Origin of the sequence: Microlunatus parietis, assembly GCF_013407955.1 — a bacterium.
Taxonomy (GTDB): domain Bacteria; phylum Actinomycetota; class Actinomycetes; order Propionibacteriales; family Propionibacteriaceae; genus Microlunatus; species Microlunatus parietis.
This window is the reverse complement of the sequence record NZ_JACCBU010000001.1, coordinates 6,422,229-6,437,699: the sequence shown is the minus strand read 5'-3', so window position 1 is coordinate 6,437,699 and position 15,471 is coordinate 6,422,229. Positions and strand designations below refer to the sequence as shown.

The following is a 15,471-nucleotide window of genomic DNA, read 5'->3' as shown; positions in this document are numbered from 1 at the left end:
ACCCTCGACTAATTTCGGATTCTGTGAAATATTCGGAACAGCGACAATCAATTGAGGAGAGCCAGATGGACTCCACCGCCGAGGTCCTCACGTCCGTCAGCGACATCCTGCTGCACAACTGGCCGAAGGAGGACGTACCGGACACGCTGGTGCGGGCCGGCTACACGGTGACCGTCTACGGCGGGCCCGAACCCGACGACATCTTCGTCCACGAACTCGGCGCCGACGACACGATCGAGATCCGGCGCACCGGACGTCCGCCGGAACGAGCCGACCTGGTCTACGTCTTTCCCTGGCCGACCTACACGCTCGCCAAGGATCTGCCCTGGGTGGCCGATCAGGCCGGGCAGCTCGGTGCCCGGTGGCTCTGGTACCAGTCGGGCCGGTTCGAGGACGGCACCACCGGGCCCGAGGGGTGCTGGCTGCCGGACGACGAGGCCGGCCGGGTCCGGTCGATCGTCGAGGGCGCGGGCCTGATGTTGATCATGGATCCCTATCTCCCGGAGGCCGTACGGACGGCCGGCGCTCGCCGCTGAGAAACGCCGCCCGACGCGCCATCGTTGCGGGGACGGCCACGCCGTCGCCCGCGAAGCCAGGGCCAGGCGACTCGGACCGCGCGAGAACCTCGACGGCGCGTTCGGCGCTACGCGCACCCAACCCGCTCCACCGACCACTCGCACGACGCCGACCCGAACCCACTCGCCCACCCCCGCTCCGCCGACCGGGCACCTCAGCAGCGACACGCCGCAAGATCGGCTGCTTTTGTGCCCGGTCGGCGGGTTCTTTTGGGGGGTGCGGGTGGTCAGAGGGTCATGGCGGTGTCGATGTTCTCTTGGGAGACGTTGCCGTGCAGGGCCGCGTAGTACGGGTGCCCCGGGGTGAGGTCGGCCCGGTTCACCGGGCCGCCGGTGATCGCCGAGGCGTAAAGCGCGGTGACGAACTCCATCGTCGGCCGGGTGCTGGCCAGCGTGGTGTCGTGCGTCCGGCCGGCGAGCAGGTCGTCGACCACCCGGGTCAGCTGGGCCCGGTGGCTGCTCGGCACCTCGGGGCCGGCGGAGGCCGTCCACGGATCGAGTTCATGATCATCCCCGGCCGTCGCGGCGGCCAGTTCGCCGGTCGCGGTACGGACCCCCGGATCCGCTCCGAGCTTCTTGGCCCGGCGCGGGTCGGGTGCCGGGTGGAAGCTCCAGTCGGCGTCCTTGTAGCCGTACACATGATCGACTTCGAGGGAGCCGCCGGTCGTGTCGATCCGGATCCGGCTCAACTCCTGCGGCGACAGCAGGCTGTTGATCACGGTCCCGACGGCGCCGTTCTCGAAGATCACCGTGGCCAGCGACACGTCCTCGAACTGCACCGGCCGGTCCAGCCGGACCGCGGTCGCGGTGATCGTCCGCCACGGGCCGAGCAGGTGCAGCAGCAGGTCGATCTGGTGGATCCCATGGCCGAGCGTCGGGCCGCCGCCCTCCCCCTCCCAGGTGCCGCGCCAGTCCGGGTCGAAGTAGCTGCGCGGCCGGAACCAGAGCGTCTCGCAGACGGCGACCTGCGGCGTGCCGAGCGCACCGCCGGCCAGCAGGTCGGCGGCCCGGAGCGCGCCGGAACCGTGCCGGTGCTGGAAGATCACGTACGCGGAGCCGTCGCTCGCCTGCTCGGCCTCGGCGATCGCGTCCAGCTCGGCCAGCGACAGCACCGGCGGCTTCTCGATCAGCACCGAGGCGCCCGCGCGGAGCACCTCGATCGCGATCTCGGCGTGGCTGCCCGGTGGCGTCGACACCGAGACCAGGTCCGGCTGCTGCGCGGACAGCAACTCGGCCGCGCTGCCGTACGGCTTCGAGCCGTAGCGCTCCGCCGCGGCCTCGGCCCGCTCCGGCACGATGTCGGCCACGCCGACCAGCTCGGTCCGGCCGACGTCGGCGTACCCCTCCAGGTGCCGGCGGCTGATCCCGCCGCAGCCGACCACCGCGACCTTCAGTTTCCGATCACTCATCGGGCCGCTCCCCGGACCGTCGCGTTCTGCTGGGCGGTGAGGGCCAGCCGCATCGTCTCGAACGTGTGCTCCTGCGGCGCGGCTGTCGTGGTCCGCTCCCGTACGTCCTGGACCAGGGCCGGGTAGTACGGCAGCTCGACGTCGCTGCAGTCGATGTAGTGGGTGCCCTCCTGGTCGACCAGGAACAGGTGGTTGCCGCCCTCGCGGCCCTCCAGGTCGACGTACTTGCGCATCTCGATGTAGCCCTGGGTGCCGAGCACCATCAGTCGCCCGTCGCCCCAGGTCGGCAGCCCGGCCGGGGTGTACCAGTCGACCCGGACGTAGCCCTGTGCGGTCTCGCTGCGCAGCAGGACCTCCCCGAAGTCCTGCAGGCCCGGCGTGTCCGGATTGGCGAAGTTGCCGACCGTGCTGGCCACCACCTCGGCCGTCTTCGACCCGGTGAACCAGAGGAACTGGTCGATCTGGTGCGAGGCGATGTCGGCGATGATGCCGCCGTAGCGCTGGTTGTCGTAGAACCAGTCCGGCCGGCCCTTGCCGTCGCCGAGGTGGCCGCGGTCGCCGACCCGGTGCGGGCCGAGGCCGAGCGTCTGCACGACGGTGCCGATCCGGCCCTCCCGGACCAACTCGCCGGCCTTGATCACGCACTTCACCTCGAACCGCTCCGAGAACGTCACCGACCAGAACCGGCCGGTATCGGCGACCGCCTTCTCGATCTCGGCGAGTTGATCAAGGGTGACGCAGCCCGGCTTGTCGGCAACGACGTCCTTGCCGGCCCGGAGCGCCGCAACGGCGATCGGGCCGCGCCGGTCCGGCACCGCGGCCGTGACGACCAGGTCGATGCCGTCCCGGACGGCCAGCTCGTCGGGATCGTCGGCAACCTCGACGTCCGGGTGCACCTCCCGGACCTTGGCGGCGATCGCCGCGTCCGGGTCGTCGGTCGCCATCGCGACGAACTCGGCGCCGGACCGGATCAGGCCGGCGATCTGGCCGAAGATGTGAGCATGATCAAGTCCGACGGCGGCGAACCGTACGGGCTGCGGGGTGGTCATGGATTCCTCTCGATCAGGAAGGTGGGACGCCCCTTCGCGACCGGAGGGGCGTTCCTTTCACAACGTGGATGATCTTGTCCGTCAGCGGGATTCGGCGAGTGCCTTGCTCAACTCCTCGGCGATCTGATCACCGCCGTCAGTCTTCCATTTCTTCACCGCCGGCGCCCAGGCCGAGATCGGCTTGCGGCCGGTGATGATGTCCTCGGTGACGTCGTCGAGCGCCTCGTTGATCTGCGGGCCCTTGCGGCGGTCGGTCTCGGAATACATGCCGGTGACCGGGTTGTCGAGCGCGTTCGGGATGATCTCCTTCATCGCGTTGAAGCAGGTCTCGGTGCTCTCCGCGTCCTCGGGCAGGAAGATCGTCCACGGACCGTCGGCCTGGTAGGACAGGCCGAGCTGGGTCTCGCTGAACCCCTTGTCGTTGATCACCGGCTTGCCGTCGACCATCTTGTGATGGACGCCCTCAAGGCCGTACTTGCGGAACAGGTATTCCTGGGTGCCGAACGGAGCGGCCAGGAAGTTGAGATACGCCAGGATGGTCTCGATCCGGTCCTCGGCGTTCTTGTTGATCGCCACGGTGCCGATGACGTGGCCGCCCAGCCAGGTCGCGCCGACACCGGAGCCGTCGGCCTTTGGCGGCGGGATGATCGCGATCCGGGTGTCCTCATCGACCCGGGTCTGCAGGTAGGTCTGCCAGCCGCTGAAGGTGTCCACCACCAGCGGGCTGGACCCGTTGTTGAACCGCACCTTCATGTCCTGGTTCTGGCCCGAGTAGGCGTCCGGGTGGATGTAGCCGGCCTTCCAGAGCTGGTTCAAGATCTCGAACACCGCTTCGTGCGCCTCGTGTTCGCGGAAGTTGACCAGCTTGCCGCCCTCTTCGCTCCACTGATTGGGCATCGCGAACATGTTCCGGACGTACTGGGTCGGCGCGGTCGCCAGCGCGAACCGGTTCTTCCGCTTGTCGCTCAGAGCCTTGCACAATTCGACGAAATCATCGGCGCTCTTGACCTCGGCCTTCAGGCCCTGGTCCGCCAGCATGTCCTCGCGGCTGTAGAGCACGCTGGAACTGATCGCGCCGCGCGGAATGGGGATGGCGTAGATCTTGCCGCCGAAGATGCAGGAATTCCAGCCGTCTTCGGGAAGATTGGCGAGGAACGGGTATTTCTTGATGTTGTCGCCGGAAAGGTGCGGCGTGAGGTCGACGGCCTTCGCCGCCAGCATCTGCGGGACCTGCGGAATTCCACCGACCAGGAAGATGTCGCCGAGCTTGTTGCCGGCGACCGCCGTGGCGAACTTCTGGGTGTAGTCGACCGACGGGGTGAGGCTCACCTCGATCGGGGATCCGGCCTGCTTGTTCAATTCCTGCCAGAACGTGTTCTGCTCCAGCTTGGGCGGAATCGGGGTGTTCGTGTAGGTGGTCACCGTGATCGGCTTGCCGTCGCCGGGCGGTTCCGTGATCGCGTCCACCGGAGCCTCCGGGTATTTCAGGAACGCGTCCGGGATCTTGTACTCGGCGCCAGGCAGGTCGGGCTGGACGCCCTCGTAACGGACATAGGCCGGCCGGACCTGGGTCCGCGTCGCCTCGTCGTTGTTGCCGGTGGTGCCGCCGCGGCCCTCGTTCGAGCAGCCGACGACGCCGGCCATGCCGAGCGCCGCACCTCCGGCGAGCATCGCCCGGCGGGTCAGCCGTGAATCGGGAGTCTTCATTGTCTCGTACCTTTCATTTTCCTAGGGCAAGAGGACGACCTGTTCGGGTCAGCCCTTCACGGCTCCGGTCAAGACGCCCTTCGCGAAGTGACGCTGAATGAACGGATACACACAAAGAATCGGAATGATCGAAATCATCAGAATGGCCATTTGGATCGAAGTCTGCGGCGGCAGGATCTCCTGGCCGACGCCGAGATCCTGGCCACCGATCTCGACACCGTTGACGACATAGGTGCGCAGCACCAGTTGCAGCGGCCATAGACTGCTGTCGTCGAGATAGAGCAGGGCGCTGAAGAAGCTGTTCCAGTAACCGACCCCGTAGAACAGGCCGATCACCGCCACCACGGCCTTCGACAGCGGCAGGCCGATGTGCCAGAACAGTTTCCATTCCGTGGCGCCGTCGATCCGCGCCGAATCGATGACCTCGTGCGGAAGTCCGACGAAGAACGCCCGGACGACGATCACGTTGAACGCGCTGACACAGGTCGGCACGATCACCGCCCACAACGTGTCCAGCAGGCCGAATTGCTGAACGGTGAGATACATCGGGATCAGGCCGGGGTTGAACAGCAGGCTGATCAGGACCAGGAGCAACAGCGCCTTGTTGCCGATCGTGCCGCGCCGGCTCAGCGCCCAGCCGAGCGTGCAGGTGAGCAGCAGGGCGATCGCGGTGCCGACCGTGGTGATGAAGGTGCTGACCAGCAGCGCCTGCGTCACCGTGCCGCCGGCGAAGATCGAACGGTACGCGGACAGATCGAGCCCCTGCGTCGGGATCAGCACGAAGCCACCCGACTGGACCACCTCCTCGGGCGTCGCCAGGCTGGTCGAGATCACCCCGATGAACGGGAAGACCACCAAGCCGCAGATGACGAAGAGGAAGATCGCCTTGATCACCCGCTCGGGCATCCGCGGCATCACCATGCCGCCGACGAGCACCTGACGCCGCTTCCCTTGTGCACGAGCAGGCCGTGCCGCCGTGAGCTGGGTCATCCCTTGTACACCCCCTCTTCGCCGAACTTGTGCGCGATCTTGTTGGCCAGCAGGACCAGCGTCAGCGCGACGACGCTCTTCACCAGGCCGACCGCGGCCGAGACGCCCCAGTTCCCGCCGATGATCCCGTTGTTGTAGACGTACGTGTCGAGGACCTCACTCGCATCGACCCCGACCGCGGACTGCTGCAGGATGATCTGCTCGAAGCCGACCGTCAGCGAGTCGCCGAGCTTCAAGATCAACAACAGGATGATGATCGGCTTCAGGCCCGGCAGCGTGACGTGCCAGGTCTGCCGCCAGCGGCCGGCACCGTCCACCGCCGACGCCTCGTACAGCGAACGGTCGATCTGGGACAGCACGGCCAGGAACAGGATGGTCGCCCACCCGGTGTCCTTCCACATCACCTGCGAGGTCAACAGCGCCCGGAACGCCTCCACGTTGCCGATGATGTTGATCGCCTCGAAGCCGTTCATCCGCAACCAGTTGTTGATCATGCCGGTGCCGCCCAGCACCTGTTGGAAGACCGCGACCACGATCACCCAGGACATGAAGTGCGGCACGTAGATGATGCTCTGCACCAGCTGGCGGAGCCGGTTGGAGAGCAGGCTGTGCAGGACCAGGGCGACGACGATCGGAGCCGGGAAGACGATCACGGTCTGGATCGCGGTCAGGATCAGTGTGTTCTGGACCGCGTTCAGGAAGGCCGGGTCACCGCTGGCGATGATCTTGAAGTTCTCGAAGCCGACCCAGAGACTCTGCTCGACCCCGAGGTAGGGCTGGTAGTCCTGGAACGCGATGACGTTGCCCCACAAGGGGTAGTACTGGAACGCCAGGATGATCAGCATTCCCGGAATCGCGAGCAGCAGCACGGGATAGTCACGCCGTAATCGCGTGAAGATGGAGAGTCTCCGTATTTGATGCGGAGATTCCGTTATCGCCTCCGGCCCGCGTGTTCGGCGGGCCGGCCGGGCGAGATCGACCTCGGTCACGAACGCTCCTTTGGGTCGGCCGGCAAAAAGTGATCGATCCACTTTTCTGTGCGGGACAGTAATCGGGACCGACGCAGGGCGTCAAGGCCGTGGCCAACGGTTGCCATCGTTTGCCATGGATCGTTGCAAACCGGTGTCCGAACCCGGTCCCGTACCCGGAAAACCATGCCGACAAGGCATCCCCGAGGACGCTCGGGCGCCGGACCCACAGTCCGCCGGCACCGGTCCGGCCACCCCGCCCGGCCGAGTCCGGTCCAGCCGATGAACTGGTCCGGTCGACCGAGAAGGTTCCGATCGTGCAATTTCTGTACGTGATGCCGAAATTCCTTGGAATCCCGTACGATCGGTGGATCGATCACTTTCTTGGTCACGGATTTGATGAGGTTTTCCGGCATCAGCGAGCCGAGTTGCGCATAATCGACGGACAGCTGTCCACCCAGTGATACTGTGACTCGGCATGCGGGAGCGTGAGGAGGACACTGTGACGACTTCCAGCCCGAACAGACCGGCGACGATCCATCAGGTGGCCCGGCTCGCCGGTGTCTCCCACACGACGGTCTCGCGGTATCTGCAGGACAAGGAGAGCCTGAAGCCGACCACCCGGGTCAAGGTGGACTTCGCCGTGAAGGCGCTCGACTACCGGCCGAACCTGGTGGCCCGCTCGATGCGGACCCGGCGGACGAACCGGCTGGCGATCGTGATGCCCGCGAGCCCGGAAGCCTTCCCGGGCCGGCTGCTGGCGGCGGCGACCGAGACCGCGCATCAGGCCGGGTATCAGGTCGAGATGGTCAGCGTCGAGGGCAGCGTGCGGTCTCGTTCGGCCCGGATCATCGATCTGGCCCGGTCCGGTCAGGTCGAGGGCATCCTGTCCATCTCCTCGATCGACGTACGCGGCCGAGCCTCCGCCGAGATCCCCATCGTGGCCACCGGCACCTATGACGACAACCTCCGCGGCCTGGGCGAGCTCGCCGACGCGACCGAGATCCGGGAGATCATCGAACACCTTGCCGGGCTCGGCCACCGGGACTTCTTCCACGTCGCCGGACCGTCGACGTTCGCCTCGGCCCGGAACCGGAAGAGCGTCTATCTCGAGACGATCGAGCGGATGGGCCTGCGCTCGGTCGGCGTCCACGACGGCAACTGGACCGCCAAGTCGGGGTACGACGGGATCACCAGCCTGCCGGACGACTGCGGCGTCACCGCGGTGGTCGCGGGCAACGACGTCGTCGCCACCGGGGTGATCCGCGGCGCCCGGTCCCGCGGCTGGGAGGTGCCGCGCGATCTCAGCGTGTTCGGCTGGGACGATCTCGAGTTCGCCCGGTTCACCACCCCGTCGCTGTCCACCGTCGCCGTGAACCGCGAGGCCCAGGGTCGCGACGGCATCCTCCGCCTGCTCGCCGAGATCCGCGGCGAACCCGCGCCCGAACCCACCACCAAGACCATCAACCGCCTCATCTACCGCGAGTCCACCGCCCCACCCCCACCCAAATCCCGCTGACCAGTCACAAAAGCAGGCGTTCTGTCGGCGTGTCGCTGCACAAGTGACCTGTCGGCGAAGGGGTTGGAGGCGGCGCCCGGTGCGTGCCGCGGCGCGAGGACACCCCCGCAGGGAGCCGGCTGCACGGCGCCGGACCTGACGGGCTCCTCGCGCCGCGGCGCGAGGAGTTCGCGCGGAACCGACGGAGTGGATGCTGGCATGATCACAGCGCCGCAGCACCGGGGAGATCGCGCGGAACGGACGGGGGTGGACGCCGGCATGATCACAGCGCCGCGACCGGGAAGATCGCCGGCGCCCAGCACCGAGAACGCCGCCAGCCCCGACGCGCCAAGCCGCCCGATACCGGTCGGAGCACGCCACCCGACCACACACTCATCGCGACGAAGCCGCCCGGATCCGGCCGGACCACATCACCCGGACCACACCCCGGCGCGACGAAGCCGCCCGCACCGGCCGGAGCACGCCAACCACCGGATCGCACGCCCGACGCGAGGAAAGGCGCCCGGACCCAGCCGAGGCGTGCCCAGCAGGCCCCACGACTGACGCTACGATGCCGCTCGGACCCAGCCGAAGTACGCCAGCAGGCCCACCCGACGCCAGGAAACCGCCCGGCCCGGCCGGGCATGCCACGGGATCACACGCTCGACGCGACGAAGCCGCTCGGACCCGGCCGAGGCGCGTCGCTGCTGACTGCACGCCCGACGCCAAGGCCCCGGACTCAGCCGGAGCTAGCCAGCAGACCACGTGCCCGACGCGACGAAGGCGCCCGGGACCCCAGCCGCAGCACCCACCACACCACACCCGACGCGCCGAGCATCGTCGCACCAGGACTCGCTCGGGAACCAACTAGGGTGATCGAAGGCGTCGCGGCGATCGGACGTGCCCGCTCTCACCCCGAAGGCGTCGCCCAAGCACAGCGCGTCCGGCTCGTGCGGGACCGGGCGGCGATCGTGCGTCTTCGGGCGGCCCGGTCATCACCGAGCGGACCCCTTGACCTCGATTTCGGCGATTCTGCCGGTCAAGGCGTCCGCTCGGCGTCGTCCGTGATCGAGCTGAAGCGAGGGCTCAGGTGGCGGATTTGATCTTGTAGCGGTGCAGCTTGGTGCCGGGGAAGCGCCAGGAGTGTACGGCGGCGGTGACGGTCCAGACGAGGCGTGGGCTGGACCAGGACTGGGAGGGCTTGTTGTGCACCCAGCCGTCGCCGAGGGTCACCACGGCGTGCCCGAGCTTGCCGCGCTCGGTCCAGACCAGGACGGTGCCCGGTTCCTGATCATGGCCGGTCCCGCGTACCGGCTCGGTGGCCTCGTCCAGCCAGGTCTGGAACTGTCCCGGGCCGACGCTGACCGTCTCGCTGTCCGGCACCCCGGCGGCGGCCAGCACGTTGCCGAAGCAGTTCGGGCCGGAGCCGGCCGGCTCGAAGGTGCCGGCCAGCCGCTCGGCCTCGGGCAGCAGCCGGCGGGCGGTGCGCCAGACGTCCCGCGGCACCTCTCCGTGGCGGCTCGGCTTGATGCCCGACTCGATCCAGCTGAACATCGGTTCGTCGCCCGCCCGGGCGAGTTCCGACGGCCAGAGCACCGGCGCCGTCTTGGGGCGCATCGTCCGCCGGCGGGCCGCCAGCAGGGCTCGCCGGCTGCGGGCGGGCAGCGCGGCGAACTCCGACTCGTCGAACCAGGTCCACGAGCCGCCGTACATGAAGAAGGTGTCCACCCACTCGGCGGTCGGCTTCATCGTCCGGATCGGGATGGCCGCTGCGGCGGCATCCGGCACCAGGCCGATCGGGAACGCTTGCCGGGCTGGCGCGAACCAGTCACGCCAGCGCCGGACCAAGCCCTTGTCGACGGCGATGCCGACGACCTCGCGCGTGCTCACCCGGCCAAGCCTTCCGTACGATCCCGGCCGCCGCGAGCCGGTTTCCGGCGGCCGGCGGCGAGCCGGGGAACCGGATCGGACAGGATGGGGCCATGGCGAACTTTCGGGCGACGACGGGTGACGGCCGGGTCATCGAGGAGATCACGCCGGAGACGCTGCGGCCGCTGCTCACCGGCGGCGCCGGCTCCGTGATCATGGAGGGACCGGACGGCCGGGTCGCGCGGGCCGAATCCGCCGACGACGGCCGCTGGATGATCAAGATCACCCCGGGTCAGGACGCCCCGAGCGAGGCGGCGACCGTACCCAATGGCGACGCGGCGTTCGACGCACTGCGGTCCTGGGCGGCCGACGACGACTGGTGGCGCGAGGCCTTCACCTGGACCCCGCTGCCGTGACGGTGCGGCTGATCGCCACCGACCTGGACGGCACCCTGCTCCGGGACGACCTGTCGGTGAGCCCGCGGACCCGGCGGGCCCTGGACGCTGTTCGGGCCGCCGGGATCGAGGTGGTCCCGGTCTCCGCCCGGCAGCCATGGGGCATCCGGATGATCGCCGAGCAGGCCGGTTTCACCGGCTGGGCGCTCGGCGGCAACGGGGCCCAGTGCCAGCACCTGACCACCGGCGAGGTGCTGTTCGAGGCCCACGTCGATGTCGCGGTGCAGCAGCCGGTCGCGGCCGCGCTGGCCGAGCGGTTGCCCGGCGTCCTGTTCGTGAGCGTACGGTCGGGCGGCGAGGTGTTCGTGGCCCAGGACGGGTACGCCCAGCTGGCCCACTTCGAGGATCACAAACGCGACCCCGCGACGATGGGCGGGCACGAGCTGACCGCGGTACTCGCCGAGCCGAGCCTCAAGTTCATCGTCCGGCACGCGGAGTGGGCACCGTCGGAGTTGATCATGGAGGTACGAGCGCTCGGCCTGGACGGTTTCGCGGTCACCCACTCCGGCGCCCCGTTCGTCGAGATCCTCGCCGATGGGGTCAACAAGGCGTGGGCCGTCGCGAAGCTCAGCGCCCACCTCGGCATCGACCGCGCGGAGGTGCTGGCCTTCGGCGACGCCCCGAACGACGCCGAGCTGCTCGCCTGGGCCGGGCGTGGCGTCGCGATGGCGAACGCGCATCCCGAGGCGGTAGCCGCTGCGGACGAGATCGCGGGCGGCAACGAGGAGGACGGCGTCGCTGCGGTGCTCGAGCTGCTGCTGGCCGACCTCCCGCGCTGAGGCTGCGGTTCAGCCCGTCGAAGATCCTGGTCAGGTCCCAACGGTCCCGCGGGTCGTACTCGGCGGCCAGCAGCTTGCCGTACACGAAAGCGAAGCGAGCTGGCGGTTATAGTCGCCACGACAGCCGATCCTGTCTATGATGGCGGTTCTAATCGCCACGGGAGATGCTGGATGAGTCTTGTCGACAGGCCGCTCTATCTGGACCGGATAGAACCATTCATCGACGCTCCGGTCGTCAAGGTGCTGACCGGCATGCGCCGATCTGGCAAATCTCGGCTACTCGAACTCACGGCCGGACTGATCCGAGGACGCGGTGTGCCGGCTGAGCGGATCCTGCATCTGAATTTCGACTCGCTCGAATGGTCCCATCTCCGCACCGCCAAGGCACTGGACTCCTACATCGCGTCCGAGCTGCCAGCGGACGGCCAGCGATATGTGTTGCTGGACGAGATCCAAGAGGTCGACGAGTGGGAACGCCTGGTGAACTCCCTCACGGTTGACGGCCGGACGGACCTCTACATCACCGGCTCGAATTCGCGCCTGCTGTCCGGAGAGCTGGCCACCTACATCGCCGGTCGATACATCTCGATCGACGTCTGGCCGTTGTCCTTCCGCGAGTATCTCGACTTCACGGCAACGTACTCGAACCGAGAAACCTCACGTACGGATGAAGAGTTCACCAGGTTCCTCCGATACGGCGGCTTTCCCGGCGTGCACATCCTTCCGTTCGAGGAGTCCGACGCCCGCGCGCTGGTCACCGACATCTACCGGTCCACCCTCGTCCGGGATGTCCTGACCCGCCACGCGATCCGCGACGCCGACATGTTCGAACGTGTGGCCACCTTTGCGCTGGACAATGTCGGCAACCCGTTCTCCGCCCGCCGGGTCGCGGCCTACCTGAAGTCCCAGCGACGCGCCATCCGGCACGAGACGGTGCTGAACTACCTCTCCGCGCTGGCCGAAGCCTTCGTCATCGCTCGGGTTCCACGCTACGACCTCAGAGGGCGCGCGCTGCTCGCCACCGACGAGAAGCACTACGCGGGAGATCACGGGCTGGTTCATGCCCTGTTCGGCTACTCGGATCAACGCCTTCCCGGTGTCCTGGAGAACATCGTGTGGTCCGAACTTCGACGACGCGGCTACCAGGTGACGGTCGGAAAGGTCGGCCCGGCCGAGGTCGACTTCGTTGCGACCCGGCGCGACGAGACGCTCTACGTCCAGGTTGCGGCCACCATCGCCGCGTCGGCAGCCACCCGGCAGCGCGAGTACGCACCCTTGGCGGCCATCCCGGACAACCATCCGAAGTACGTCGTGACGCTCGATCCGCTCGCCGGCGACCGCACCGGTGGCATCATCCACCAGCGCATTCCCGATTTCCTCCTCGCGGACACCTATTGAGCACGCCGACGGCCGAGCGTCAGTGGGCAGCCTCGTGCCAGGAGCGGCCCAGGCCGACGGAGACGTCCAGCGGGACGCTCAGGTCGACGGCGTGGCTCATCTTGTCCTCGACCAGGTCGATCGCGGCGTCGCGTTCGCCGGGGGCGACCTCGAAGACGAGCTCGTCGTGCACCTGGAGCAGCATCCGGCTCCGCAGACCTTGATCAGCGAGGGCCTGCTCGACGTCCAGCATCGCGATCTTGATGATGTCGGCGGCGGAGCCCTGGATCGGGGCGTTCAGCGCCATCCGCTCCGCCATCTCGCGGCGCTGCCGGTTGCTGCTGGTCAGGTCGGGCAGGTAGCGCCGACGACCGAGCAGGGTCGCCGTGTATTCCGTCCGCCGGGCGTCGTCGACCAGCGACCGAAGATAGTCGCGGACCCCGCCGAACCGCTCGAAGTACTCGTCCATCAGGCCCTTGGCCTCGGACACCTCGATGCCCAGCTGCTGGCTCAGCCCGAACGCGCTCAGCCCGTACGCCAGGCCGTAGTTCATCGCCTTGATCTTGGCCCGCTCGGCCTGGTTGACCGAGTCCGGCTCCACCCCGAACACGCGGGCCGCGGTCACGGTGTGGAAGTCGGCGCCGGACTTGAACGCGTCGATCAGGCTCTCGTCGCCGCTGGCGTGCGCCATGATCCGCATCTCGATCTGGGAGTAGTCGGCGGTGAGCAGCGTCTCGTACCCCTCGCCGACGACGAACGCCTCCCGAATCCGGCGGCCCTCCTCGGTCCGGATCGGGATGTTCTGCAGGTTGGGCTCGGTGCTGGACAGCCGCCCGGTGGCGGCGATCGTCTGCCCGTAGGTGGTGTGGATCCGGCCGTCGTCGGAGATCGACTTGAGCAGGCCCTCGACGGTCTGCCGGAGCCGGGTCGCGTCCCGGTGCAGCAGCAACTGGGCCAGGAACGGGTGCTCGGTCTTCACGTACAGCTGCTGCAGGGCGTCCGCGTCCGTCGTGTAGCCGGTCCGGGTCCGCCGGGTCTTCGGCATCTTCAGCTCGTCGAACAGCACCGTCTGCAGCTGCTTCGGCGAGCCCAGGTTGATCTGCTTGCCGAGGATCGAGAACGCCTCCTCGGCGGCCGCAGCCACCTTGGCGCCGAACTCGCCCTCCAGTCCCTCCAGGTGATCGACGTCGACCGCGACCCCGGTGCGCTCCATCCGGGCCAGGGTCCGCTGCAGCGGCAGCTCGACCTCGCGGAGCAGCATCGTCTCGTTGCGCTGCTCGACTTCCGCGTCCAGCGCGTTGGCCAGGTCGATCACCGCGTGGGCTCGGATCATCGCCGCGTTGGCCGCCGCGTCGGCGCCCGAGTCGTCGTCGCCGAAGTCCAGCGCCAATTGATCACCGGCCTCCCCACCGGTGTCCTCGGCCCGCAGCTCGCGCTTCAGGTACCGCAGGGTCAGGTCAGCCAGGTCGAACGTGCGCTGGTCCGGCCGGATCAGATAGGCGGCCAGTTGCGAGTCCGAGGTGAGCCCGGCCAGCTCCCAGCCGCGGTCCCAGATCGCCAGCAGCGGCCCCTTCGCGTCGTGGATCGCCTTCGGCCGGTCCGGGTCGGCCAACCAGGCGGCCAGCGCCGCGTCGTCGGCGGGGTCGAGCTCGGTCACGTCCAGATACGCCGCGGCGCCGTCCCCGGCCGCCAGCGCGATGGCCCGCAGATCGCCGGTGCCGGCCGTCCAGCTCCCGATCAGGTCGACGCCGGTCCGTTCGCCGGTCGCGTGCTCCGCCAGCCAGCCCGCCAGGGCCCCGGGCGCCAGCCGCTCGCCCTCGACCTCGAAGCCGCCCTCGGGTGCGGTCTCCTCGGCCGGCAAGGTCTCCAGCAGCCGGTCCCGGAGCACCCGGAACTCCAGCCCGTCGAAGAGCTGGTGGGTGGCCTCCCGGTCCCAGTCGCGGCGGAGCAGGTCGGTCACCGTGATCGGCAGCTCGACGTCGGTGATCAGCGCGTTCACCTGGCGGTTGCGCCGGACGTCCTCGATCCGCTCCCGGAACGCCTCCGCCGCCTTGCCCTTGATCTCGCCGGCGTGGACGAACAGGTTCTCCAGGCCGTCATAGTTCTCCAGCCACTTGGCCGCGGTCTTCGGACCGACGCCCGGCACGCCCGGCAGGTTGTCGCTGGACTCCCCCACCAGCGCGGCCAGCTCGGGGTAGCGCTGCGGCGACACGAAATACTTCTCCTGTACCGCCTCCGGCGTCATCCGGGCCAGGTCGGAGACGCCCTTGCGGGGGTAGAGCACCGTCACGTGGTCCGTCACCAACTGCAGCGCGTCCCGGTCGCCGGTGCAGATCAGCACGTCGAAGCCCTCGGCCTCGGCCTGCCGGGCCAGCGTCGCGATGATGTCGTCGGCCTCGAAGCCCTCCTTGTCGACATGCGCGATGTTGAGGGCGTTCAGCACCTCCTTGACCAGGTCGACCTGGCCGCGGAACTCGTCCGGTGAGGTGCTCCGGTTCGCCTTGTACTCGGTGTAGAGCTCGGACCGGAACGTCTTCCGGGACACGTCGAACGCCACGCCGAGGTGGGTCGGCTGCTCGTCCCGCAGGACGTTGATCAACATCGACGTGAAGCCGAAGACGCCGTTGGTGTGCTGGCCCGTCTTGGTGCTGAAATTCTCCACCGGCAGGGCGAAGAAGGCCCGGTAGGCGACCGAATGGCCGTCGATCAGCAGCAGGCGCGGGCGCTCGCCCGCCTCGGCGGGGGCGGACGCTGCGGTTTCGGTGATGGTCGACACGCAGGCGACTCTAGCGACA

General features: G+C 68.4%; 12 protein-coding genes. 5 read left to right on the top strand and 7 right to left on the bottom strand.

Annotated features, from left to right (window positions below; translation table 11 throughout):
• The first annotated feature begins 65 nt into the window (after positions 1-65).
• A complete protein-coding gene (locus BKA15_RS31020) occupies positions 66-536 on the top strand; it encodes a Rossmann-fold NAD(P)-binding domain-containing protein (protein ID WP_179757525.1) in 471 nt (156 codons plus the stop codon).
• A gap of 266 nt (positions 537-802) precedes the next feature.
• Here BKA15_RS31020 and BKA15_RS31015 read toward each other — a convergent pair whose 3' ends face one another.
• The 5 genes from BKA15_RS31015 to BKA15_RS30995 all read right to left on the bottom strand — a co-directional run bounded on the left by BKA15_RS31015 (position 803) and on the right by BKA15_RS30995 (position 6,599).
• Complete coding sequence (locus BKA15_RS31015; protein ID WP_179757524.1) at positions 803-1,984, bottom strand: Gfo/Idh/MocA family protein; 1,182 nt, start codon at positions 1,982-1,984, stop codon at positions 803-805.
• Positions 1,981-3,033, bottom strand: a complete 1,053-nt coding sequence (locus tag BKA15_RS31010) for a Gfo/Idh/MocA family protein (RefSeq protein WP_179757523.1) — start codon at positions 3,031-3,033, stop codon at positions 1,981-1,983. Before BKA15_RS31010 ends, BKA15_RS31015 begins: the two co-directional genes overlap by 4 nt.
• 81 nt (positions 3,034-3,114) lie before the next feature.
• Positions 3,115-4,740, bottom strand: coding sequence for an extracellular solute-binding protein (locus BKA15_RS31005; RefSeq protein ID WP_179757522.1), 1,626 nt, complete (start codon positions 4,738-4,740; stop codon positions 3,115-3,117).
• A gap of 48 nt (positions 4,741-4,788) precedes the next feature.
• Positions 4,789-5,730: a carbohydrate ABC transporter permease gene (locus BKA15_RS31000; RefSeq protein ID WP_179757521.1), complete on the bottom strand. Its 942-nt coding sequence runs from the start codon at positions 5,728-5,730 to the stop codon at positions 4,789-4,791.
• Entirely contained in the window at positions 5,727-6,599 is an 873-nt protein-coding gene (locus tag BKA15_RS30995) for an ABC transporter permease (RefSeq protein WP_312879559.1), read from the bottom strand. Before BKA15_RS30995 ends, BKA15_RS31000 begins: the two co-directional genes overlap by 4 nt.
• Positions 6,600-7,200: 601 nt before the next feature.
• On the opposite strand from BKA15_RS30995, the gene BKA15_RS30990 reads away from it, so the two are divergent.
• On the top strand, positions 7,201-8,217 hold the full coding sequence (locus tag BKA15_RS30990) for a LacI family DNA-binding transcriptional regulator (RefSeq protein ID WP_312879558.1): 1,017 nt from the start codon (positions 7,201-7,203) through the stop codon (positions 8,215-8,217).
• 1,065 nt (positions 8,218-9,282) lie between these two features.
• On the opposite strand, the gene BKA15_RS30985 is transcribed toward BKA15_RS30990, so the two are convergent.
• On the bottom strand, positions 9,283-10,086 hold the full coding sequence (locus BKA15_RS30985) for a hypothetical protein (protein WP_179757519.1): 804 nt from the start codon (positions 10,084-10,086) through the stop codon (positions 9,283-9,285).
• Positions 10,087-10,178: 92 nt separating this feature from the next.
• Here BKA15_RS30985 and BKA15_RS30980 point away from each other — a divergent pair, with 92 nt between their 5' ends.
• The 3 genes from BKA15_RS30980 to BKA15_RS30970 all read left to right on the top strand — a co-directional run bounded on the left by BKA15_RS30980 (position 10,179) and on the right by BKA15_RS30970 (position 12,697).
• Complete coding sequence (locus tag BKA15_RS30980; protein WP_179757518.1) at positions 10,179-10,481, top strand: hypothetical protein; 303 nt, start codon at positions 10,179-10,181, stop codon at positions 10,479-10,481.
• Positions 10,445-11,299, top strand: coding sequence for an HAD family hydrolase (locus BKA15_RS30975; protein WP_218871652.1), 855 nt, complete (start codon positions 10,445-10,447; stop codon positions 11,297-11,299). The genes BKA15_RS30980 and BKA15_RS30975 overlap by 37 nt, the downstream gene beginning before the upstream one ends.
• A 171-nt stretch (positions 11,300-11,470) precedes the next feature.
• Positions 11,471-12,697, top strand: a complete 1,227-nt coding sequence (locus BKA15_RS30970) for an ATP-binding protein (RefSeq protein ID WP_179757517.1) — start codon at positions 11,471-11,473, stop codon at positions 12,695-12,697.
• 19 nt (positions 12,698-12,716) lie between these two features.
• Here the strand turns inward: BKA15_RS30970 and polA are convergent, their stop codons facing one another.
• Positions 12,717-15,452, bottom strand: coding sequence for a DNA polymerase I (gene polA / locus BKA15_RS30965; RefSeq protein ID WP_312879557.1), 2,736 nt, complete (start codon positions 15,450-15,452; stop codon positions 12,717-12,719).
• Between the last annotated feature and the right edge of the window lie 19 nt (positions 15,453-15,471).

Bases quoted from the DNA above. Each gene is read 5' to 3' on its own strand.
- BKA15_RS31005 (WP_179757522.1), bottom strand. From the start codon at position 4,740: ATGAAGACTCCCGATTCACGGCTGACCCGCCGGGCGATGCTCGCCGGA.
- BKA15_RS31020 (WP_179757525.1), top strand. From the start codon at position 66: ATGGACTCCACCGCCGAGGTCCTCACGTCCGTCAGCGACATCCTGCTG.
- BKA15_RS31010 (WP_179757523.1), bottom strand. From the start codon at position 3,033: ATGACCACCCCGCAGCCCGTACGGTTCGCCGCCGTCGGACTTGATCAT.
- BKA15_RS30970 (WP_179757517.1), top strand. From the start codon at position 11,471: ATGAGTCTTGTCGACAGGCCGCTCTATCTGGACCGGATAGAACCATTC.
- BKA15_RS31015 (WP_179757524.1), bottom strand. From the start codon at position 1,984: ATGAGTGATCGGAAACTGAAGGTCGCGGTGGTCGGCTGCGGCGGGATC.
- BKA15_RS30980 (WP_179757518.1), top strand. From the start codon at position 10,179: ATGGCGAACTTTCGGGCGACGACGGGTGACGGCCGGGTCATCGAGGAG.
- BKA15_RS31000 (WP_179757521.1), bottom strand. From the start codon at position 5,730: ATGACCCAGCTCACGGCGGCACGGCCTGCTCGTGCACAAGGGAAGCGG.